This window comes from Micromonospora sp. WMMD714 (assembly GCF_029581315.1).
In the GTDB taxonomy this organism is placed as follows: domain Bacteria; phylum Actinomycetota; class Actinomycetes; order Mycobacteriales; family Micromonosporaceae; genus Micromonospora; species Micromonospora rifamycinica.
This window is the reverse complement of sequence record NZ_CP120744.1, coordinates 1,530,901-1,553,620: the sequence shown is the minus strand read 5'-3', so window position 1 is coordinate 1,553,620 and position 22,720 is coordinate 1,530,901. Positions and strand designations below refer to the sequence as shown.

General features: G+C 73.4%; 12 protein-coding genes. 7 read left to right on the top strand and 5 right to left on the bottom strand.

Features of this window, described 5'->3' with window-relative positions; genetic code table 11:
• Positions 1 to 107: 107 nt before the first annotated feature.
• The 7 genes from O7625_RS06890 to O7625_RS06860 are packed head-to-tail and all read left to right on the top strand — an operon-like array spanning position 108 to position 7,529.
• The gene (locus O7625_RS06890) at positions 108 to 341 is read left to right on the top strand and encodes a phosphopantetheine-binding protein (protein ID WP_282269410.1); all 234 of its coding nucleotides are present in this window, start codon (positions 108 to 110) and stop codon (positions 339 to 341) included.
• The gene (locus O7625_RS06885) at positions 338 to 1,555 is read left to right on the top strand and encodes a hypothetical protein (protein WP_282345114.1); all 1,218 of its coding nucleotides are present in this window, start codon (positions 338 to 340) and stop codon (positions 1,553 to 1,555) included. The genes O7625_RS06890 and O7625_RS06885 overlap by 4 nt, the downstream gene beginning before the upstream one ends.
• A complete protein-coding gene (locus O7625_RS06880) occupies positions 1,552 to 2,736 on the top strand; it encodes an acyl-CoA dehydrogenase family protein (protein WP_282345113.1) in 1,185 nt (394 codons plus the stop codon). The genes O7625_RS06885 and O7625_RS06880 overlap by 4 nt, the downstream gene beginning before the upstream one ends.
• A gap of 5 nt (positions 2,737 to 2,741) precedes the next feature.
• The gene (locus O7625_RS06875; RefSeq protein ID WP_282269404.1) at positions 2,742 to 3,872 is read left to right on the top strand and encodes an arginine deiminase family protein; all 1,131 of its coding nucleotides are present in this window, start codon (positions 2,742 to 2,744) and stop codon (positions 3,870 to 3,872) included.
• Between the two features lie 4 nt (positions 3,873 to 3,876).
• On the top strand, positions 3,877 to 5,583 hold the full coding sequence (locus tag O7625_RS06870; RefSeq protein WP_282345112.1) for a carbamoyltransferase C-terminal domain-containing protein: 1,707 nt from the start codon (positions 3,877 to 3,879) through the stop codon (positions 5,581 to 5,583).
• Between the two features lie 19 nt (positions 5,584 to 5,602).
• Positions 5,603 to 6,628 (top strand): tRNA-guanine transglycosylase, encoded by a 1,026-nt coding sequence (locus O7625_RS06865; protein ID WP_282345111.1) that lies wholly within the window; start codon positions 5,603 to 5,605, stop codon positions 6,626 to 6,628.
• Complete coding sequence (locus O7625_RS06860; RefSeq protein WP_282345110.1) at positions 6,621 to 7,529, top strand: hypothetical protein; 909 nt, start codon at positions 6,621 to 6,623, stop codon at positions 7,527 to 7,529. The genes O7625_RS06865 and O7625_RS06860 overlap by 8 nt, the downstream gene beginning before the upstream one ends.
• 25 nt (positions 7,530 to 7,554) lie before the next feature.
• Here O7625_RS06860 and O7625_RS06855 read toward each other — a convergent pair whose 3' ends face one another.
• The 5 genes from O7625_RS06855 to O7625_RS06835 are packed head-to-tail and all read right to left on the bottom strand — an operon-like array spanning position 7,555 to position 22,702.
• Complete coding sequence (locus tag O7625_RS06855; protein ID WP_282345109.1) at positions 7,555 to 8,421, bottom strand: 3-hydroxyacyl-CoA dehydrogenase family protein; 867 nt, start codon at positions 8,419 to 8,421, stop codon at positions 7,555 to 7,557.
• Positions 8,421 to 9,428 carry a 2-oxoglutarate and iron-dependent oxygenase domain-containing protein gene (locus tag O7625_RS06850; RefSeq protein ID WP_282345108.1) on the bottom strand — a complete coding sequence of 336 codons (1,008 nt, stop codon included), beginning with the start codon at positions 9,426 to 9,428 and terminating at the stop codon, positions 8,421 to 8,423. Before O7625_RS06850 ends, O7625_RS06855 begins: the two co-directional genes overlap by 1 nt.
• Positions 9,425 to 10,453, bottom strand: coding sequence for a 2-oxoglutarate and iron-dependent oxygenase domain-containing protein (locus O7625_RS06845; RefSeq protein ID WP_067301052.1), 1,029 nt, complete (start codon positions 10,451 to 10,453; stop codon positions 9,425 to 9,427). The genes O7625_RS06850 and O7625_RS06845 overlap by 4 nt, the downstream gene beginning before the upstream one ends.
• A complete protein-coding gene (locus tag O7625_RS06840) occupies positions 10,450 to 16,530 on the bottom strand; it encodes a type I polyketide synthase (protein ID WP_282345106.1) in 6,081 nt (2,026 codons plus the stop codon). The genes O7625_RS06845 and O7625_RS06840 overlap by 4 nt, the downstream gene beginning before the upstream one ends.
• Position 16,531: 1 nt before the next feature.
• Entirely contained in the window at positions 16,532 to 22,702 is a 6,171-nt protein-coding gene (locus O7625_RS06835) for a type I polyketide synthase (protein WP_282345105.1), read from the bottom strand.
• Between the last annotated feature and the right edge of the window lie 18 nt (positions 22,703 to 22,720).

The following is a 22,720-nucleotide window of genomic DNA, read 5'->3' as shown; positions in this document are numbered from 1 at the left end:
CGTCGACGGTGAAGCCGCCCTCCGGGTACGCACGGGTACGAACTGTCAGAGGCGAACCCGCAGGTGTGTCTGCGGGTTGCCGCCGGATTCCACATCGGGAGAGATGCGTGGATCGCACAGCCCAGATTCGCCAGTTCCTGGCCGAGCACATCGCCGAGCCGGTGGCCGACGAGGACGACATCTTCGCCCTGGGGCTGGTGAACTCGATGTTCGTCGTCCAGCTCGTGGCGTTCCTCGAAGAGACCTTCGACCTGCAGATCGACGGTGAGGACCTGGTGTTCGAGAACTTCCGGTCGGTGAAGGACATCGACGCCCTCGTACTCCGGCTGACCGGGCCGTGACCGTGACACCACCCGCCCTGACGGACCCGACCGTCCGTGTCGCGCTGTCCCGGCCGCTGCCGGTCCGGCTCGAAGCCGAGTTGGGCAAGCGGATCCACTTCATCAGCCCGGACGTCCGGGACTTCGCGTTCGTGCGCGGCGACGAGGGGGTCGAGGCGCTGGAGCTGACCCTCGTCCCGGATCCGACGGACACCGTCGCGGACCTCACCGACAAGATCAACCGGGTGGTGGAGCGCGAGGTGCGGGTCCAGCGCAGCTGGCGGCCCAAGGTGCTGTGGACCTCCGCGCGACGCGGCGAACGGTGGCCGGATCCGCTGCCGGAGATGGTGCGCGCCGGTCTCGTCCACGCGCCCGGTCCCGGCACGGTGACCTTCGGTGACCTGATGATCAGGCTGGTCGACCACCTGGACCGGCAGGTGCGGGCCATCGCGCTGGCCATGCCGGACAGCACCGAGTACCGCTATCCGACGCTGCTCCCGCTGGAGGTGCTCGAACGGCAGCACTACTTCGAGTCGTTCCCGCACTTCGTCATGTTCGTCTCGCGGCTGCACAACGACGCGGACAACTACGAGACGTTCCTGCGCCGCTACCGCGAGGCCGGGCGGCGCATCACGCCGGAGATCTTCAGCCTGTGCCGGGACGACCGGTACTGCCTCCCGCCGACCATGTGCTACCACACCTTCAACCAGCTCGCCGGCACCTCGGTGGACCAGCGGGTGGTGACCTCGCGCGGCAAGAGTTTCCGGTTCGAGTCCCGCTACGAGTCGGGGCTGGACCGGCTCTGGGACTTCACCATCCGGGAGACGGTGTTCCTCGGCGCCGAGGAGTATGTCGTCGAGTCCCGGCGGCGGTTCCTGGAGGCGGCGTTCTCGCTGGTCGACCAGTTGGGGCTCGCCGCCCGCTGCGAGGTCGCCAACGACCACTTCTTCGGCGACGCCTCCAAGGACAGCGTGCTCTCGCAGCGGCTGATGGAGCTCAAGTACGAGCTGGTGGCCGACGTCGCCGACGGGCGCAGCATCGCGGTGGGCTCGTTCAACCTGCACGGCAGCCACTTCGGCGAGGTGTTCGACATCACCCGGGCCGGCGCGGGCGGCCCCGGGCACACCGGCTGCGTCGGCTTCGGCCTGGAACGCCTGGCGTACGCGTTCGTGACGCAGCACGGGTTCGAGCCGCGGAACTGGCCGGAGGCGGTCCGGGTGGGGGTGGCGCAGTGAGTGTCGAGGTGGACGGGCCGCAGGCCGACGTGCTGCGGCAGAGCCGGGAGCTGCTGGACCGGGTGGTGACGCCGAACGCCGGGGCGTGGGACCGGGCGCAGGAGATGGACGAGAAGGTCGCCGGGCTGCTCGGCGCCCAGGGCCTGCTGGTGCCGTCGCTGCCGGAGCAGGCCGGCGGCCGGGGCTTCGACGCCGACCGGCTCGGACGGTTCAACGAGCAGGCGGGTCGCGCGTGCGGCTCCGTCCGCAACCTGATCGGCGTGCAGGGCATGGTGGCGCACGCCCTGCACCGGTGGGCGAAACCGCCGGTGCGGGACCGCTGGGTGCCGCGGCTGGCCGCTGGTGACGTGTACGGGTCGTTCGCGCTCACCGAGCCGCACTCCGGCAGCGACGCCCGCGCGGCGGCCACGGTCGCCGAACGGCGGGGCGGAGCCGTGGTGCTCAACGGGGAGAAGTCGTGGATCAGCTTCGCCGCCCGGGCCGGTGTCTTCCTGGTCTTCGCCCGGCTGGACGGGCACGTGGCGGCGATCGTGGTGGAACGTGACACCCCCGGGGTGCACGTCACGCCGCAGGTCGACCTGCTCGGCCTGCGCGCCTCCCACCTCGCGGCGGTCCGCTTCGACGACTGTGCGGTCCCGGCCGAGAACGTCGTCGCCCAGGGGCCGTTGGCCTTCGACGCGGTGGCGACCGCCGCGTTGGACCACGGCCGGTTCAGCACCGCCTGGGGCAGCGTCGGCCTGGCGGCGGCCTGCCTCGACGCGGCCCTCGACCGGGCGGTCACGCGCCAGCAGTTCGGGGCACCCATCGGAGACCACCAGCTCGTCGCCCGGATGGTCACCCGGATGGTGTGCGCGGTCGACGCCGCGCGGATGCAGTGCGAGGCGGCGACCCGGGCGCGGGGTTCGGGGGACCGGGACGCGGTGCGCCGGACGCTGATCGCCAAGTACGTCGCGTCGGAGAACGCCTTCGCGGTGGCCTCCGACGCGGTGCAGGTGCACGGTGCCTACGGGTGCTCGGCGCAGAGCAGCGTCGAGCGGCACCTCCGGGACGCCAAGATCCAGTGCGTCATCGAGGGCACCTCGCAGATTCAGGAGACACAGATCAGCCAGCTGACACTGACGTCCTGGCGGGCCGCCCAGCGCCGATCGGAAGCCCTGGGGCCCTCGGACAACGGAAGGTGACAGTCATGACCACAGCAGTTCCCCCGCTGGTGAACGCCTGGAACGAGTGGGATCCGCTGGAGGAGATCATCGTCGGCCGCGCCGACGGGGCTGCCTTCGAGCCCGTGGAGCCCGGTTCCCGCCCCCAGCTGCGGGACGGTTCGGGTGGTCCCTTCCCCACCGGTCCGAAGCCCGACGACATGGTCAAGGGCGCGAACGAGGAGCTGGACCACCTGGCCGAGGTGCTCAAGGGGTACGGCGTCACGGTCCGCCGCCCCGAGGCGTTCGACTACACGACCTCCGTGAAGGCGCCGACCTTCGAGGTGTCGAACCAGTACTGCGGGGTCTGCCCCCGGGACGTGCTGATCACCATCGGCAACGAGATCATCGAGGCCACCATGTCCCGCCGGGCGCGGTTCTTCGAGTACCTGCCGTACCGGCCGCTGATCTACCACTACTGGAACAACGACCCGAAGATGGTGTGGACGGCCGCGCCGAAGCCGTCGATGGCCGACGACATGTACCGGCAGGAGTTCTGGGACTGGCCGCTGGAGAAGCGGCACGCCGAGATGCACAACTTCGAGTTCTGCGTCACCCAGGACGAGGTCGTCTTCGACGCCGCGGACATGAGCCGGTTCGGCCGGGACGTGATCGTCCAGGAGTCGATGACGACGAACCGGCAGGGCATCAACTGGCTCCGCCGGCACCTGGAGCCCAAGGGTCTGCGGGTGCACACCGTCCACTTCCCGCTGGACTTCTTCCCGTCGCACATCGACTGCACCTTCGTGCCGCTGCGACCCGGCCTGATCCTGACCAACCCGGACCGCCCGCTGCGCGAGGGCGAGGAGCGGCTGTTCCTGGACAACGGCTGGGAGCTGCTGGACGCCCCCACCCCGAGCACCGACAACCACGAGATGCCGCTGTACTGCCAGTCGTCGAAGTGGCTGTCGATGAACGTGCTGAGCATCGCGCCGGACGTGGTGGTGTGCGAGGAGCAGGAGAAGCCCATGCACGACCTGCTGGAGGAACGCGGCTTCGAGGTGGTCAAGGTGCCGTTCCGCAAGGTCTACGAGTACGGCGGCTCGCTGCACTGCGCGACCTGGGACGTGCGGCGCACCGGCGGGGCCGAGGACTACTTCCCGAACCTGAAGGGGTGAGACCGTGTACCTACTCGGTGTCAACAGCGTCTACCACGAGTCGTCCGCGGCGCTGCTGAAGGACGGCGTGCTGCTGGCCACCGCCGAGGAAGAGCGGTTCAACCGGGTCAAGCACGGCAAGCAGGCCCGCTCGGACAATCCGCACGAGCTGCCGATGCAGGCCATCGGCTACGTCCTCGGTCACGCCGGCATCACCCTGGCCGACGTCGACATGGCGACCTGCGCGGCCGACCTGGACGAGATGCGGCGGGTCCACGAGCAGGGGCTGCCCTCGGCGTGGAACGACGCCGGGGACCGGGCACGGTTCCTGGCGAACGTGCCGAAGATCCCGGAGGTGCTGGCCGAGCACGGGTTCCGGGGCGACTTCCGCTGGGTGCCGCACCACACCGCGCACGCCGCCTCGACGTTCCTCGCCTCGCCGTACCGGGACGCGGCCGTCCTGGTGGTGGACGCGTTGGGCGACGACGCCTGGTCGACCCGGCTGTACCACGGGCGGGACCGGTCCCTGGAGTCGCTGCTCGACGTGCGGTACCCCGCCTCGCTGGGCTACCTGTGGGAGACCATCTCGGTGCTGCTCGGCTTCGGGGTGTACGACGCCGCGAAGGTGATGGGGCTGGCCGCGTACGGCGACCCCGCCGTGTTCCGGGCGGCCTTCGACCGGCTGGCCTGGCCGACGCCGGACGGCGGGTTCGACATGGACGCCGATGCGCTGCGCTTCGCCGAGATCATGTACTACCCGCCGAGCGCCTACCACGACCGGCTGGTCGAGCTGTTCGGGATCCCGCCACGGCGGCCGGGCGACGACATCGAGCCGGTGCACGAGCACATCGCGGCGGCGCTCCAGGCCAAGACCAACGAGATCATGCTGCACCTCGCCGACCACCTGCGGCGACGCACCGGTTCGGCGAACCTCTGCCTGGCCGGCGGGGTGGCGCTCAACTGCGTGACGAACACCCTGCTGCTCGCCGAGTCCGGGTTCGAGAGCGTCTACGTGCAGCCGGCGGCGAACGACGCCGGGCTGGCGGTGGGCTCGGCGCTGTACGTGTGGAACGGCGAACTCGACCGGCCCCGGACGGCGCCGATGACGCACGCGTACTGGGGACCGGAGTTCTCGGACGAGGAGATCCGGGCGGAGCTGGACCGGCGCGAGCTGTCCTACACGGTCCCGGACGACATCGACGCCACGGTGGCGCGGCTCGTCGCCGAGGGCCGGGTGGTCGGCTACTTCCAGGGCCGGATGGAGCTGGGACCGCGGGCGTTGGGCTGTCGCAGCATCGTGGCCGACCCGCGGGACCGCGCGATGCGCGAGATCCTCAACCAGAAGGTGAAGCACCGCGAGTACTTCCGGCCGCTCGCGCCGAGCGTGCTCGCGGAGGACGTCGCCGACTGGATGGAGGTGCCGGGGGACACCCTGGCGGCCGACATGATGCTGGTGACCTACCGGGCCAAGGAGGACAAGAAGCCGCTGATGGGGGCGGTGCTGCACGTCGACGACACCTGCCGGCTCCAGGCGGTGAGCGCGGACACCAACCCCCGGTACCACCGGATGATCTCCGAGTTCAAGAAGATCACCGGGGTGCCGATGGTGCTCAACACGTCGTTCAACGACCAGGAGCCCATCATCTGCACGCCCGCGGACGCCATCGCCACGTTCGAGAAGACCCAGATCGACTATCTGGCTGCTGGTAGCTTTCTGGTCGCCAAGGTGTGAGGCCGACGAAGGTGACCTGATGTTCTCGCGTGAGCTTGTGATCAACAACGGGCGGAAGTTCGAGTTGCCGATCTTCCTCCCGGTCTACCAGCCACACCGGATGCAGGCCCTGCGGTCGGCGTGGTCGCAGGGACCGGAGATCGAGGGTTGCATCGTCAACTCGTACTTCCTCTACAAGCAGCGCGAACTGCGGCAACAGCTCGTCGAAGGCCCCGGACTGCACGACTACCTGGGCTTCGACGGGCTGGTCACCACCGACTCCGGGGCGTTCCAGGGCCTGACCCGGCAGCTCTACCTCAACAACGCCGACATCGTCCGGTTCCAGGACCGGATCGGCAGCGACATCGTCTCCCCGCTGGACCTCATCACCCCGCCCGGCGACAAGAAGGCCGTCGCCGAGGCGAAGCTCGTCTCGACCGAGAAGCGCATCGTCAAGGCGATGGGCCTCGTCGAACGCGGCATCCTGGTCGGGGTCCAGCAGGGGGGACGCTACGCCGACCTCCGCAAGCGCAGCGTCGAGTTCCTGCGGGACCTGGGCGTGCGGTACCTCGCCCTCGGCTCGCTGGTGCCCTTCTTCAACCGCAACCACGACCTGCGGTTCGTCGGCCGGACCTCGGCCGAGGCGCGGGAGATCATCGGCCCGGACGTCCCGATGCACGTCTACGGCGCCGGTGACCCGGTGGAGCTGCCCTTCCTGGTCGCCTGCGGCGTGAACGTCTTCGACTCCGCCTCGTACGGGCACTACGCCCAGACCGGGTGGTACATGACCCCGTACGGCGCGCTCCAGGACCTGGACAAGCTCGCGGCCGGCGAGTTCGTCTGCGCCTGCCCGGTCTGCCAGGGCGAGCCGCCCCGGGTCATGCCCGACACCGAGCAGCTCATCGTGCACAACCTGTGGACGATCCTGGTCACGATCCAGACGATCCGGACGCACCTCGCCAGCGGCACCCTGCCCGGATACCTCGACGACGTGCTCAAACTGCACGACGAGTGGTTCCCCACCAGCGCCCTGCACAGCTCGTGGCGGGAGATCGACCTTGTCTGAGCAGGGCAGCCGGATCCTGGCGGACCTCGCCGCCGACCTCGCCGCCGACGTGGTCCGGCGCTACCGGATCGACGAGCAGCGGGCGGTCGAGGTGATCCTCGACGAGTGGCGTCGCAACCCGAAACTGCTGGCTGTGGTCGACTCCGCCGGCTCGGCGAAGGAGGCGCAGCGCACCCGGGTCTACAAGGACGCCGCCACCCTCACCAAGAAGACGATCTACCACCGGTTGCGGACCTACCGGTCCGAGCCGGCCGCCTTCGACACCGCGCTCCGGACCCTGGTCGAGCTGCCCGCGGACGCCCCGGCCCGGCAGGTCGACGAGGCCGCGACCGCGATCGCCGCCGCCCACGTCAGCACGGCGGAGCGGCTCGGCCACCGCGACGAGTTCCTCCGGGTGCTCGAAACGACCAACCCGCCCGACAGTCGGGTCGTCGTCGACGTCGGCGCGGGCGTGCTGCCCACCCTGCTCGGCGCGGACTGGCTCCGGCAGCGGGGCATCACCCAGTACTGGGCGCCCGACAAGGACGCCAGCGCGGTGGCCGCCGTCGAGGCGTACGCGGCGAGGGTGCCGGCGGGGCTCGTCCGGCCGGCACAGTGGAACGTGGCCGACGGCTGGGCCGCGCTGCACCGGCGGGGGCTGCCGGCGACCTGCGACGTGGCCTGGCTGCTCAAGGTGGTGCCGGTCGTGCTCCGGCAGGAACCGCAGCTCGCCCCGGTGCTCGCCGCGGCCCCCGCGGACCGGCTCCTGATCAGCGGCTCACGGGTGGCGATGGCCAAGCGGCAGAACATCGAGGCGCGGGAACGCCGGGTGGTCCAGCGGTTCTGTGCCGACCACGGGCTGCGCATCGTCGACGACCAGGCCACCGAGGACGAGTTCTTCCTGCTGGCCGAGCGCGGTTGACCCACCGCGCCCGGCCGGCGGGGAATCAGTAGCGGTAGAAGCCCCGGCCCGCCTTGCGGCCCACCTCGCCGTCGGCGACCTTCTGTTCCAGCAGCCCGCAGGGCTCGTACCGGTCCTCGTGGGTGCTCTCCCGCAGGTGCCGCAGGGTGAGCACGACGGTGTCCAGACCGATCAGGTCGGCGGTCTCCAACGGACCCATGGTGTGCCCGAAACAACGCTTGAACACCTGGTCCACGACCGTCGGCTCGACGCCCTCCTCCTGCACCAGCCGGGCCGCCTCGTTGAAGAAGACGTGCGAGATGCGGTTGCTGACGAACCCCGGGAAGTCGCCCACCACGATCGCCTGCTTGCCGAGGGAACGCACCAGCTCCTCGACGTACGCCAGGCAGTCGTCCGACGTGTTCGCGCCCCGCATCACCTCGACCGCCTCGGTGGCGTAGGCGGGGTTCATGAAGTGGATACCGACGATCCACTCCGGCCGGGTCGTCTCGGCCGCCAGCCGCTGGATCGAGATGCTCGACGTGTTCACCCCGATGCCCACCTGCGGTGGCAGCGCCGCGTCGAGCCGGGCGTACAGGTCCCGCTTGACCGCCCAGTCCTCGGTGACGTTCTCCACCACGAACTCGCAGCCGGCCAGCTCACCGAGGTCGACGACGTACCGGGTGCGCTCGGCCAGCTCGGCGCGGGACAACCGGCGCAGGCCCGGCCGCAGCAGCGGCGCGAACCGGACCCCCTCGGCCACCTTCGCCGCCGCCGCGGCCAGGATCTGCTCGTCGCGGTCCACGAAGACGACCTCGAAGCCGTGCAACAGGAAATCGGCCCCGACGCTCGTGCCGATCGCGCCCGCCCCCACCACGCCGACGCGCCGCCGCGCCGCTGTCGAGTCGCCCATCACGCCTGGTCTTCCTTGTTGTCGTACGCGGTGGAGAACTGCTCGACGACCCAGGTGCCGAACTGCACCGGCTCGTAGCGTGGCGGGTCGTCCGCGCCGCAGCACTCCGGCACCGGGGCGATCACCGCGTCGAAGGCGGGCTCGAAGAAGAACGGCATCGAGTACCGGTGCCGCCCGCCCGGGAACCGCACCCGGTGCCAGGTGGCGGTGTAGCGGTCGTTCGTCCAGCGCTGCATCATCAGGCCGATGTTCACCAGCAGCGTGCCCGGGATGTGCGGCGCGTTGACCCACTCGCCGTCCGGGTTACGGACCTCCAGGCCGTCCACCCCGTCCTGCTGGACGATCGCGAGGAACCCGTAGTCGACGTGGGCGCCCATGCCGAACTCCACGTCGTCGAGGCTGCGGTCCGGCTGGAACGGTGGATAGTGCGACAGCCGCAGGTCGCACAGCTCGTCGCCGGCGTACTTCTGGAAGAACCCGGCGTCGAGGCCCAGGCTGAGCGCCATTCCGGCGGCGAGCTGCTCGCCGAGCCGGGTGAGCGCGCTCCACGCCTCCATCATCACCGGCCGGAACTCCGGCAGCGCCGCCGGCCACTGGTCCGGATCGTCGAGCGGGTGCCGACCCCGGCGGGCCAGCTTCGCCGCCGCGATGGTCTCCGCGTCCCGACCGGACAGCGGCTGGAGGTCGAGGCACTCGTGGTAGTCCCGCTTGGTGGCGGTCACCTCGGCGAGCATCGGGATGTAGCCCCGGAACTGGCTCGTCTGACCGAGCCGGAGCTTCATCTTCTCCTCGATCGGCAGGTCGAAGAAGGCCCGGGTCTGCGCCATCATCCGCTCGGACAGCCCGTCGGGCAGACCGTGGTTGCGCACGTACAGGAATCCGACGTCCCGGCAGGCGTCGCCGATGCGGCGCACCGTCTCGTCGAGGGCCTGCGGGTCCGGATCCGGGACCACCAGGGCACCCACGTCGATCACCGGGACCTCGTGGAACGTCTGCTGCCTGCTCACTTCGTCACCTCCTGCTCGTCGCGGGGGAAGATCTCGTGCACCCGGGCCCACTCCCGCTCGCCGACCACGAACGGCTCGACGGCGTCGCCCCGCTCGCCGGGACGCAACCACGGGTTGTCCGCCGCGACCGCGACCGCCGCGTCGGTGCCCTCCGCCGCGACCGCCTCCGCCGGGTCGATCGGACGCAGCACGCTGCCCAGCTCCGGGATGAAGAAGGAGATCACCGACACCCGGTCACCGCGCAGGTTGTCGGCGTGCACCCGGTGCCGGCAGGCCGGGTAGTAGCCCCCGCTCCACAGCCCCATCAGCTCGCCGGTGAAGACGACGCAGGCGCCCGGCGGCGGCGACACCAGCAGCCACTCGCCATCCTGGGTACGCACCTCCAGGCCGTCGGAGTCCTGGATGCTCACGGTGAGCATGCCGCTGTCGGTGTGCTCGCCGAGGCGGACGTCCTCCCCCCGGTACTCGTCGCTGTCCCGGTAGTAGATGAGCCGGGAGAACCAGTGCAGGTCCTCGCCGAAGGCCGAGTCGGGCTTACCGAGGACGTCGTGCTGCCCCATCGACCGGGCGAGCGCCTCGACGACGGTCCGGCCGACCTGCGACACCCACTCCGTGTAGCGGTCCACGGTCGGCCGGAACCCGGGCAGCCGGGCCGGGTCGGGCCACTGGTTGCCGCCGTACATGACGAACCAGTCCTGCGGCTCGGCGTCCGGTGGCGGGGTCGCCTCCCGGCCGAACTCCCAGGACTCCTTCAGGTCCGCGGTGCCGTTCGTCGACTCCTCCCGTGGCGCGACGAAACCCCGGTAGTGCGGGGAGTGCCGGACGCTGATCGCCGACTTGACCTCGGGGGCGGCGTGGAAGAACCGGCGCGTCTCGACGAACAGCTCGTCGAAGGTCTCCGCGCCGATCCCGGGCCGCAGGTCGAGGTAGAAGAGGCCGATCTGCCTCGTCGCCTGCCGTACCGCCGCGATGGCGGCCGGGTCGTGAGCGGCCAGCGCACCGATGTGCACGGTCGGAATCCTCATGACGTCACCTCCTTGATCTCGCGTAGCGAAGTGTGCGGACCGGCCACGACGGCCCGTACCGTCGCGACGAAACGGTCCGCCCAGTCGGCCACCTGCCCGGCGTCGTGCACGCTGGTGCGGTAGTCGACGGTCAACCGCAGGTGGTCGTCCGACTCGATCAGGTCGAGCCGGAGGTCGACCAGGGCGGCCCGGGCCGGCACCGGGCGGAACCGCGCGGACAGGCCCGCGAACCGGGGCGCGGGCACCGCGTGGTCGAGGTTGAAGACGGTCCGCAGCGGGAAGGCCCCGTCACCGCCCAACAGGTCGGCCACGTCGGCGAGCGGCACCTGGTGGGCGAGACCGGCGAGCATCGACTGCCGCAGGGCGCGGTGGTAGTCCTGGACCGTGCCGGCAGCGTCCAGCCGGCTGCGGATCGGCAGCATCTCGGCGCAGTAGCCGACCACCGAGACGCCCCGTGGGTAGTCGCGCCCGGCCACCGGAACCCCGATGACCAGGTCGTCGGTGTCGAACCGGTGGTGTGCCAGCAGCCCGTGCGCGGTGAGCAGGACCTGGAACGGCGTGCTGCCGAACTCCCGGGCCGCCTTGTGCACCGCCGCGGTCAGCTCGGCGTCGAGGATCCCGAAATGCCGGTCACCCGCGTCCCGCTGCCCGGCCGGCGCGGTGTACGGGGGCACCCCGGCGAGGGCGGTCCGCCAGTACTCCCGCCCGCCCGCGACGTCCCGCAGCGCGAGCCGGGCCAGGTGGTCGGTGTACTGCAGGGCCGGCTCGGTCGGGCCGGTGCCGTCGTAGCCGGCCGCCAACTCGTCGAGCAGCACGGTCATCGAGATGCCGTCGGAGACCAGGTGGTGGGCGTACAACACCAGGTGCTGCTCCCGGTCACCCGACCGGACCAGGAAGAACCGGGTCAGCGGCCCGGTGGCGAGGTCGAACGGCTCGGCGAGCCGCTGCTGCCACCACTGCTGGTAGGACAGCCCGGTCCCGTCGAGGTCGACGACCTCCAGCTCCGGTGGCGCACCGCGCTCCGGCCGACCGTCGCGGAACACCACCCGCAGCGCCTCGTGCCGGTCCACGACGCCGGCGACCGCCCGCCGCAGCGCCGCCACGTCGACCGGACCGGACAGCTCCACGTCCTCGGCCACCGTCCAGTCGGGATCCTGCGGCGCGGCGGCGGAGCGGGCCAGCAACGCCGCCTGGGCCGGGGCGACCCGGGGCGGGACCTCGTCGGTGAGGAACCCCCCGTCCCGCATGGCCAGGACCGCCTCGGTGGCGGCGGTGACCACCCGCTCCACGTCCGCCCGGGTGTGCGCGGTCGACAGGAAGCAGGTCCGGCCCTCCCACAGGTAGATGCCGCGCAGCAGCAGGTGGAAGTGGAACACCTCCATCGCCAGCGGCTGGTAGGCGTAGCTGGCGTTGCCCTTCCAGGTGAACCGGAACAGCGAGCCGTAGTGCAGCACCCGGATCGGCGCACCCTCCCGGCGGAACATCGTGTTCAACGTGGTGACCAGGTGGTCGGTCTCCGCGTTCAACCGGTCCTGGAGGGCGCCACCCTGCTCGCGGAGGTGGTGCAGCATCGCCAGCGTTCCCGCCACGGTGGCCGGGTGGTTCTCGAAGGTGCTGCCGATGTAGGTGGTCTCCGGCACCGCCTGGCCGGGGCCGTCCTGCCAGCCGCCGCCGTCCACCGCGTCCAGGTAACGGGCCGCGCCGGCGACCACGCCCACCGGGTGACCGCCGCCGATGCACTTGCCGTACGCGGCGAGGTCGGCCTCCACGCCGAACCACTCCTGCGCGCCGCCCAGCTTGACCCGGAACCCGGTGATCACCTCGTCGAAGATCAGCGGGACGCCGGTCCGGGCGGTGATCTCGCGCAGCCGGCGCAGGAACGCGCCGGGGCGTACCCCCGGGTTCCGGCTCTGCACGGCCTCGACGAGCACGCCGCCCAGCTCGTGCGCGTGCTCCTCGATGATGCTCAGCGACCGTTCGCTGTCGTAGGGCAGGATCAGCGCGTCCGCGGCGGCCGACGGCGAGATGCCGGGGGCCATCGGCACCGAGACGAGCGGGTCGCCGTGCACGTCGGGCAGGGCCAGCACCCGGTCGTCCTGACCGTGGTACGACCCGGCGAACATCACGAACCGGGACCGGCCGGTCGCCGCGGCGGCCACCCGGAGCGCGCCCCGGACCGCGTCGGTGCCGCTGACCGTGAAGAAGGCCCGCTCCTTGCCGGTGAGTTCGCAGAACAACCGGGCCACCTGGTCGGTGCCGTCGACCACCGGCCCCACCGAGATCCCCCGGGTGGCCTGCTCGGCGACGGCCTCGGCGACGAAGGCCGGGTCGTGCCCGCAGAGCAGCACCCCGAAGCCCATCGCCAGGTCGACGTAGTCGTTGCCGTCGATGTCGGTCAGGTGGGCGCCGGCGGCGCTGCCCGCGACGATCGGGTAGCAGGCCCGCCGGGTCTCCGGGCGGACCGTCCGCATCCGGGTGTCCACCCGGTACGCCCGGTGCGTCCGCGCCCGTTCGAGCGATCCGGCGGTCCGGGCGGTGAACGCGTCGAGCAGCCCGTCGAGGTGGTGGCGTTGCCGGTCGGTGAGGTCGGTCAGCGCGGCCTTCGCCACGGTCGGCACCCCGTCGGCGACCGGCGGCCCGGACGCCCCCGCCCGGGTCGGCGTCCGGTCGCCCGGCACCGGTGCCGGGCGGGTGGCCGACGAACCCGGCACCGGTGGCGTGCTGGTGGCCGGTGGACCCGGGACCGGTGGCGTGCTGGTGGCCGGTGGACCCGGGACGGGTGCCGCGCCGAGCAGGTCGAGCTGCCGGTTCATCAGCGCGATCTGCGCCTGGACCAGCTCGCGCAGCCCGCCGTCCCCGTCCGGCTGGGCCGTCGGCCCGGCCGGCAGTGCCGGCACCGGCTGTCCGGCGGGCAGCGCCGGAACGGCCGGTGCGACGGGCGGTGGCGGGGTGGGCGGGCGGCCGTGCGCCCGGAGGTCACCGGCCAGGGCGGCGACGCTGTCCAGCCCCTCGAAGAGCTGGCCCACGTTGAGCCGTACCCCGTACCGGTCGTTGACGTCCTGGACCAGCCGGGCCATCACCAGTGAGTCGGCCCCCAGCTCCAGGAAGGAGGCGGTGGGTGACAGCAGATCCGGCTCGGTCTCCAGGTACTCGGCGAGCTGCCCGGCGACGAACCGGGCCGGATCGTCCACCGGCTCCGGTCCGGCGGCCACCGCCACCGCTGGCTCCGGTTCCGGTCCGGCGGCCACCGTCGCCGGCCCGGTCGCCGTCGCCGGCTCGGGGGCCACCGCCAGCTCGGTCGCCGTCGCCAGCTCGGGGGCCGTCGTCGGTTCCGGCGTCGCGGTCGGCACCGGGTGGGCACCGGGTGCGGCGTCCGCCAGGGGGCGGACCGGTGCCGGCTCCACCCAGTGCCGGGTGTGCTGGAACGGGTATCCGGGCATGCTCACCGGGCTCCTCCCTGGTCCGTGCAGGCCGTGCCGGTCGAGGTCGACGCCGACGGTGTACAGCTCCACGGCGGCGGCGGCCAGCTGCTTGCCGTCGTCGACGTTCTGAACCAGCGACGAGGCCCAGACGATGGGCGTGCCGGTCCAGTTCTGCCGGCCGAGCAGGGTCAGCACCGGTGCCGCGCTTACGTCCAGGGCCACGTCGCAGCCGTGCGCGGCCAGCGACCGTACGCTGTCGGTGAACCTGACCGGCTCGCGGAGCTGCCGGCACCAGTAGTCGGCATCGATCCGGTGCACCACGCCACCGGTCACGTTCGAGATCAGCGGCACGGTGGGATCCGCGTACGTCAGGCCGGCGGCGAAGGCCCGGAACTCGTCGGTGACCGCGTCGACCATCGGCGAGTGGGGCGCGTGCGGCACCGTCACCGGACGGTGCTGCAGGCCCCGCTCACCGCAGGCGACCAGGGCGGCGGCCACCTCGTCCCGGGGGCCGGCGACGAGCGTCTCCCGGGGGCCGTTCCAGGCCGCCACGGTCACCCCGTCGATGCCGGCGATGGCCGCCTCGACCTCGGCGGCGGGGGCGAAGACGGCAGCGGTACGGCCCCGGCCCCCGGTGGCGGAGTCGATCAGCCGCGCCCGGTGCGCCACCAGGGCCAACCCGTCGGTGAGCCCGAGCACCCCGGCCACGTGCGCCGCGGCGAACTCCCCGGTGGAGTGGCCCAGCACCACGGACGGCCGGACCCCCCGCGACTGCCACACCCGGGCCAGCGCGCACTCCACCGCGTACACGGCGGGCTGCGCGTAGCGGGTCTCGTCCAGCCGGGCGTCCGGCTCGGCGGCGTAGAGCAGGTCGACCAGCCGGACCTCCCAGCCGGCGTGCTCGGCCAACCACCGGTCGCAGGTCTCGATGGTGTCCCGGAACACCGGGTCGTCGGCGTACAGCCCGCGACCCATCCCCGGGTACTGCGACCCCTGCCCGCCGAACAGGAACGCGACCACCGGGCGGCGCTTCGCCTCCCGCTGTCGGACCCGGCCCCTGCGGCCGTCGAGGTGCCCGCCGAGCTGCTCGGCGGCAGCGGCGCCACCGGTCGCGGCGAGCGCCAGCCGGTGCTGGTCACCGGCGTACGCGGCGGAGGCGGCGCAGACGTCGGCGAAGGCCTCCGGGGTCCGCGCGGCGGCCAGCACCGGCACCACCGCGCCCGCGAGCACGTGCAACGCCTCCGGGGTACGCGCGGACAGGGTCAGCACCCGGTGCCCGCCGCCCGGGGTCACCGGCGTCGTGCGCTGCGGTGCCCGGCCCACCACCACGTGGGCGTTGGTGCCGCTGAACCCGAAGGAACTCACCCCGGCCAGCTCGCCGACCAGGCCGGTCGGCCCGGTGGGCACGGTGACCGGCGTGGACTCCCAGTCGACGTGCGGGTTGAGCCGGCGCAGGTGCGTGGCGGGCGGGATCTCCCCGTGCCGGAGCACCAGGATCGTCTTGATCAACCCGGCGATGCCCGCGGCCGCCTCCAGGTGACCGATGGTGGCCTTGAGCGCGCCGACCGGCAACGGCCGCGAGCGCTCGCCGAAGACGGCGGTGAGCGCGTCCGCCTCCACCGGATCCCCCAGCGCGGTGCCGGTGCCGTGCGTCTCGACGTAGGCGATCTCGTCCGGGGTCGCGCCCGCGTTCGCCAGCGCGGAACGGATCACCGACTGCTGGGCGAGCCCGCTGGGCGCGGTCAGGCCGTTGGTCCGGCCGTCCTGCTCCACCGCGCTGCCCCGGATCACCGCCAGGATCTCCTCGCCGTCGGCGAGCGCCTCGTCCAACCGGCGCAGGACCAGCACACCGCAGCCCTCACCCCGGCCGTAGCCGTCGGCGGCGGCGTCGAACGCCTTGCACACCCCGTCCGGGGCCAGCGCGCCGCCGTCCATGAAGGCGGTGAACGTGTCCGGCAGCACGAGCGCGTTGACGCCACCGACCACCGCGAGGTCGGACTCGCCGGAGCGCAGGCTGGACACCGCCAGGTGCACCGCGCTCAGCGACGACGAACAAGCGGTGTCGACGGAGAGGTTGGGGCCGCGCAACCCCAGGTGGTACGAGATCCGTCCGCCCGCCACGCTGCACGCGTTGCCGGTGACGCCGTACATCGCCGCGCTGCCGGCGCCCTGCCGCTCGGCCAACCGGGCGTACTCCGACTCGGCGATCCCGACGAACACCCCGGTCCGGGTGCCGGCCAGCGTCCTCGGATCCCGGCCGGACGACTCCAGCGCGTGCCAGCTGACCTCCAACAGCAGGCGCTGCTGGGGATCCATCTGCCGGGCCTCACGGGGTGAGACGTTGAAGAAGTGGTGGTCGAACCCGTCCAGGTCCGGCAGGAAACCGCCGCGGGCCCGCCACGGCCGGCCCTGCGCGTCCACCGGCGGGGTGTCCCAGCGCCCGCCGGGCACCCCCCCGATCGCGCTGCGGCCGTGCCGTACCAGCTCCCAGAACTGCTCGACGTCGGCCGCGCCCGGGAAGCGGCAGGCCATCCCCACGACGGCGACGGGCCGGGTCGCGGCGGCCTTCAGTTCGGCGACGGACGCGCGCAGGGTGCGGATCGTCTGGGCCGCCCGGCGCAGCCGGTCGAGGTCGTCGGAGTTCTCGGTCGACAACTCACTCCATCCCTTCGTCGAGTTCCCCGAGCTCCTCGTCGAGGATGCGGCGCAGGTCGTCCGCGTCCGCCTCGTCGAGGTCCCGGCGGGGCGGCCGGTGGGCTTCCGGTGCCGTGGGCGCGGGCGGCGGGGGTGCCAGCAGGGCCAGCAGGTGACCGGCCATCTCCCCCAGTGACGGGTGGTCGAAGACCGTCGACGCGGGCACCGACACCGAAAGGTCCCGCTGGATCCGCTGGCGGAACTCGATGAGGACCAGCGAGTCCACCCCGACGTCGGCGAAGAGCGTCCGGTCGTCCAGCGCGACCCGGGCCGGCAGCCCGGTGAGCCGGCGGACCACACCCGCCAGGTAGTCCGTCATCGCCGCCGGGGTGCGCGGCCGGTCCACCGGCGCGGGTGGGGCGTCGGCGGCCGGCGGGGTCGCGGCGGTCCGCCCGGCGGCCGGGGTCGCGTCCCGGTTCGGATCGACCACGATGGTGGCGGGTGCCGCGGTGCCGGCGGTGAGCAGCCGGTGCAGCACGGCGGCCCCGACGTCCGGGTCGATCTTGCGGACTCCGGCCAGGTCCGCGGCCATGCCCTCGCCGGCCCACGGACCCCAGACGACCGAGAGCCCCGGCAGGCCCTCCGCCCGGCGGCGGGCGACCAGCCCGTCGAGGTACGCGTTCGCCGCGCCGTACGCCCCCTGCCCGCCGCGCTCCTCGACGGCGGTGACCGACGAGAAGACCACGAAGAACGCCGGTCGGTGTTCCCGGGCGACCCGGTCCAGCACGGCCCCGCCGTACACCTTGGGCCGCAGGACGGTGGCGAACCGCCCGGTGGTCTGGCCGCGCAGGACACCGTCGTCGAGGGCACCGGCAGCGTGCACGATCCCGCCCAGCGTGCCGGTACGCGCGACGGCCCGCCGTACGTCCGCCTCCACGGCGACGTCGCCCCGGACGAACTCCACCTCGACGCCCCGCCCACGCAGCTCGTCGAGCACCTGGTCGGACGGGGTGCCCCGGCCCATCAGGACGATCCGTCGCGCCCCCGCGTCGGCCAGCATCCCGGCCGCCCGCCGGCCCAGCGCGCCGGTGCCGCCGGTCACCAGCACCCCCGCCGCCGCGACGTCCACCGGCGTCGGCGGCACCAGCACCAGCTTGCCGGTGTGCCGGGCCCGCTGCATGTACCGGTACGCCTCGGCGGCCCCGGTCATCGGGAAGGCGCGCAGCGGCAGCGGGGACAGCTCGCCGGTGGCGAACCGGGGCAGCAACGCGGCGAACAACCGGGCGACCAGGCCCGGATCCCGCTCCGCGACGTCACCGAAGTCGAACCGGTGGTACCGCACGTCGGGGCGGACCCGGCGGGCCTGGTCGGTGGTCCAGACCCCCACCCGGCCGAGTTCGACGAACCGGCCGCCGTCGGCCAGGGACCGCATGCCGGCGGCGATGCTGTCCCCGTTGAGGCTGTTGAGCACCACGTCCACGCCCCGCCCGCCGGTGAGTTCCCGGACGCGGTCGGCGAACCCGGTGCTCCGGGAGTCCAGCACGTGGTCGACACCGATCCGTCGCAGGACGTCGTGCTTCGGCGCGCTCGCCGTACCGAACACCTCCGCGCCCCGGGCCCTGGCCAGCGCCACGGCGGCCTGCCCGACCCCGCCGGCCGCCGCGTGGATCAGCACCCGCTCCCCGGCGCGCAGCCCGGCCAGCTCGTGCAGGGCGTACTCCGCGGTGAGGAACGCCAGCGGCAGGGTCGCGCCCTCGGCGTGACCCATCCCGGCGGGCAGCGGCGCGGTGTGCTCCACCCGGACGGTGACGTGCGTGCCGAAGGCGTGCTCGGTGTACGCGATCACGTCGTCGCCGACGGCCCGGTCGGCGACCCCGGGCCCCACCGCCAGCACCACCCCCGCGCACTCGAAGCCGAGCGGGACCTGGTCGGCCCGGGTGATGCCCCGGTCCTCGGCGTAGTGCCCGGCGAGCATGCCGAGGGAGACGAGCACGTCGCGGAAGTTCAGCCCGGCCGCGCGGACCCCGATCTCCACCTCGCCGGGTCCGGGCGGCCGGCGCTCCAGCGGGACCGTCGTCAGGGCGTCCGGGCTGCCGTACGCGCCCAGGACGAGCCGCGTCGGCCCGGTCGGGCCGGGCGGGTCCGCCCCGGTGAACGCCTCCCGGTAGGCCTGGCCGGCGCGGACCACCAGCCGGTCACCGGAGCCCGGGTCGGCGATCCGGGCCGCCGCCTCGGCCAGGTCCGCCTCGTCCGCCACGTCGATCGCCCGGCAGCCCAGGTCCGGGTACTCGGCGGCGACGGTGCGCGCGAAGGCCCAGACCGCGGTCTGCGACGGTGCCACCACGGTGGCGTCGACGGGCTGCCCGCCCCGGGTCAGCAGCGTCAACCGGGGCGGCCGGCCGCGCTCGCCCAGCCGGTGCACCAGCCGGAGCAGGATGTCGAGGAAGCGGCCGGTCGCGTCGGCGTCGTCGCCTGTCGGCGCGGACGCGACCACGACGTCGGTGACCCCGTCGACCGCCCCCTCGTCGAGGTCGGCGTCGAGGTCACGCCGGGGGCAGTCGAGCGCACCGGCCACCGCCGCCCCCCACGCGGTGTCGTCGGCGAGCAGCAGCGGACGCTCCGGCCGGGCGGGGGTGGCCGCCCCGACCGGCTGCCACTCCTGCCGGGCGAACCACCCACGGTCCGGGGTGTCCCGGTCGACGGCCCGGTCCCGGAAGGCGTCGAGGACACCGACCGGCTCGCCGTCCGGGTCGAGGACCGTCAGGTGCCAGCCGCCGTCGCCGGCCCGTCGGGCGTGCACGTACCGGGCCCGGTGCAGGGCCGGCCCGTCGAGGGTGAGCCGGCCCAGCGCGAACGGCAGCCGGGCCACCGTGTCCGTCGCGGACCGGACCGCCTCGGTGAGCTGGAAACAGGCGTCGAGCAGCCCCGGATGCACGCTCTCCGGGTGTGCTCCCGGCGGGTGCGGCTGCGGCGTCAGCTCGGCGAACGCCTCGTCGGTGCCGACCCGTACCGCCGTGAGCCAGCGGAACGCCGGCCCGAGGTCGACACCGCCCGAGGCGAGCCGCCGGTACAGGGCGGCCGGGTCGACGTCCCGGTCGAGCCGGGACCGGATCGCGGCCGGATCGTGCCGTTCCCCCAGGGCGGGCGCGTCGGCTACCCGTACCTGCCCGACGGCGTGGGCGACCGTGCCGTCGTCGGTGACCGTCTCCAGGGTGCACTCCCGCTGGTCCGCCGGGCCGTGCAGCCGCACCCGGATCCGCGCCGAGCCCTCGGCCGGCACCGCGAGCGGGGCGGGGAAGACCAGGTCGACCAGGTCGACGTGCCGACCCCCGGCCCCGGCGCGGGCCGCGTCCAGGACGACCGCCAGGTGGAACGCGGCGGGTGCCACCACGTCGCCGTGGATCCGGTGCTCCGCCAGGGCCGCGGTCGCCGGGGTGAGCCGGGTCTGGGCCACCAGCGAGCCGTCCCCGGTGTCCTCGACGAGATCGGTGAACACCCCGTGCCGGGCGTCGGTGGCCGGCGGCGGCTCGGGCAGCCAGTACCGTTCCCGCTCGAACGGGTAGGTGGGCGCGGCGACGCGTGCCGTGTCGTGGTCGGCCTCGAACGCCCGCCAGTCGACGTCGACCCCGTGCTCGTAGCACTCCGCCAGGCCGGCGGCCAGGGTGGACCACTCCTGCCCGGGCCGGATACTCGGCACGAAACCCACGCCCTCCCGGTCGGCCAGGCAGTCCCGGGCGAACCCCAGCAGCACCGGCTTCGGGCCGATCTCGACCAGGAGGTCGGCCCCCGTGTCGGCGGCGTGCCGGATGCCGTCGGCGAACCGCACCGGGCTCACCAGGTGGTCGGCCCAGTACCCGGGGCGGGTCAGCAACTCCCCGTCGGCGACACCGGGCACGTTGGCGACGATCGGCAGCCTCGGCCGGTGCAGCGGCACCTGCGCGACGACCTCGGCGAACGCGGCGGCGGCCGGTGCCATCAGCGGCGAGTGGAAGGCGTTCGACACCGCCAGCCGACGCACCCGCACCCCGTCGGCCCGCAGTCGCTCCTCCGCCTGCCCGATCTGGTCCGCCGGCCCGGAGAGCACCGTCTCGTGGGGACTGTTCACCGCGGCGACGGCCGTCCGGTCGAGGTCGCCGACGGCGGCGGCGGCGGTCTTCTCGTCGGCGGCGACGGCCGTCATCACCCCGGCCCCCGGCCCGCCCGCCATGAGCCGGCCCCGGGTGACGACCAGGCGCAACGCGTCGGGCACCGCGACCGTGCCGGCCACGCAGGCGGCGGTCAGCTCGCCGACGCTGTGCCCGACGAGGATCGCCGGGGTGACCCCCCACGACTGCCACAGGCGGGCCAGGCCGAGGCCGAGCACGAAGAGGGCGGGCTGGGTCCAGGTGGTGTCCGACAGGTCCGCGTCCGCGCCGTCGAACATCACGGTACGGATGTCGACGCCGGTCAGCTCCCGGATCACCGGCACGCACTCGTCCACCGCCGCCCGGAACACCGGCGCGGTGTCGTACAACTGCGCGCCCATGCCCACCCACTGCGCCCCCTGGCCGGTGAACAGGAAGGCGACGGTCGGTTTCCGGGCCGGGGCGGCCGGCCCGGTGGCCCGGCGCTCCGCCAACCGCTCGACGAGTTCGGCCGCCGTCGCGCCGGTGACCGCCGCCCGGACGGGCAGGTGCGCCCGTCCGGTGGCGGCGGTGAGGCACAGCGCGGTGGCGTCGGCGCCGTCGCGCAGGGCGTCGGCGTACCGGTCGAGCAGGACACCAAGGGCGGCCGGGGTACGCGCCGACACGGGCAGCACCCGGACTGGACGCCGGGGCTCGGCGGTGGCCTCCCGGGGCGGGGGCGGACCGAGCACCAGGTGCGCGTTGGTGCCGCTCATCCCGAACGAGCTGACCCCCGCGCAGCGGCGGTCCGCCGGCCAGGGCTGGTTGTCCGACGGCACCGAGAACGGCGACGCCGCCCAGTCGACGTGCGGGTTCGGCGGTTCGGCGTGCAGGCTGCGCGGGACGAGCCCGTGCGCGATGGCCAGCACCGTCTTGATCACCGACGCCGCGCCGGCCGCGCCCTCGGTGTGCCCGATGTTCGACTTCACCGAGCCGAGCCAGACCGGCCCCTCGACCGCGCCGAAGACCGAGGCGAGCGCGTCGACCTCGATGGGGTCGCCGAGCAGGGTGCCGGTGCCGTGGGCCTCCACGTAGCCGATCTCGTGCGGGCCGATGCCCGCCCGGCGCAGCGCCGTGTCGATCAGCGCCGCCTGGGCGGCCCCGTTCGGCGCGGTCAGGCCGCTGGCGGGACCGTCGTGGTTGACCGCGCTGCCCCGGACGACGGCGAGCACCGGATCCCGGTCGGCCAGGGCGTCGGCCAGCCGCTTGAGCACGACCATCCCGCAGCCCTCGCTGCGCCCGAACCCGTCGGCCGCGGCGGAGAAGGTCTTGCACCGTCCGTCGGGCGACAGCGCGCCCGTCCGGGCGAGGGCCAGCGTGGTCTCCGGCGCGAGCCGCAGGTGCACCCCGCCGGCGAGCGCCACGTCGCACTCGCCGGCCCGCAGCGCCCCGATCGCCTGGTGCATGGCGACCAGCGCGCTGGAGCACCCGGTGTCGACCGCCAGGTTGGGGCCGTGCAGACCGAGCACGTGCGAGATCCGGCCGGAGGCGAAGCAGGCGCCCGTGCCGGTGGCGTCGTACGGGTCGACCACGCCGCTGCGCCCGGTGAGCCGGTCGACCAGCTTCGCGTAGTCGTTCTCGGCGTACCCGACGTAGACCCCCGTGCGGGAGCCGCGCAGCAGCTGCGGTGACTGCCCGGCGTGCTCCAACGCCTCCCAGCTGACTTCGAGCAGCATTCTGGCCTGCGGATCCGTGCGGGTGGCCTCCCGGGGTGACATGCCGAAGAAGGCGGCGTCGAAGGTGTCGACGTCGGCCACGAAGCCGCCCCGCCGGCTGTACATCTTGCCCGGCGCGGCCCGGTCCGGGTCGTAGTAGCGGTCGACGTCCCACCGGTCGGCGGGGATGTCGCCGATGGCGTCCACCCCGTCGACGAGCAGCCGCCAGTACGCGTCGAGGTCCGGTGCTCCCGGGAAGCGGCACGCCATCCCCACCACGGCGACCGGCTGCTCCGCCCGCTCCAGGCGGCGTTCGAGCGAGTCGATGACCGCGACCGACCGCCGTAACGCCTCACGCAGCTCAGCCTCGTTCACGTGCTCCCCCTCCGGCGT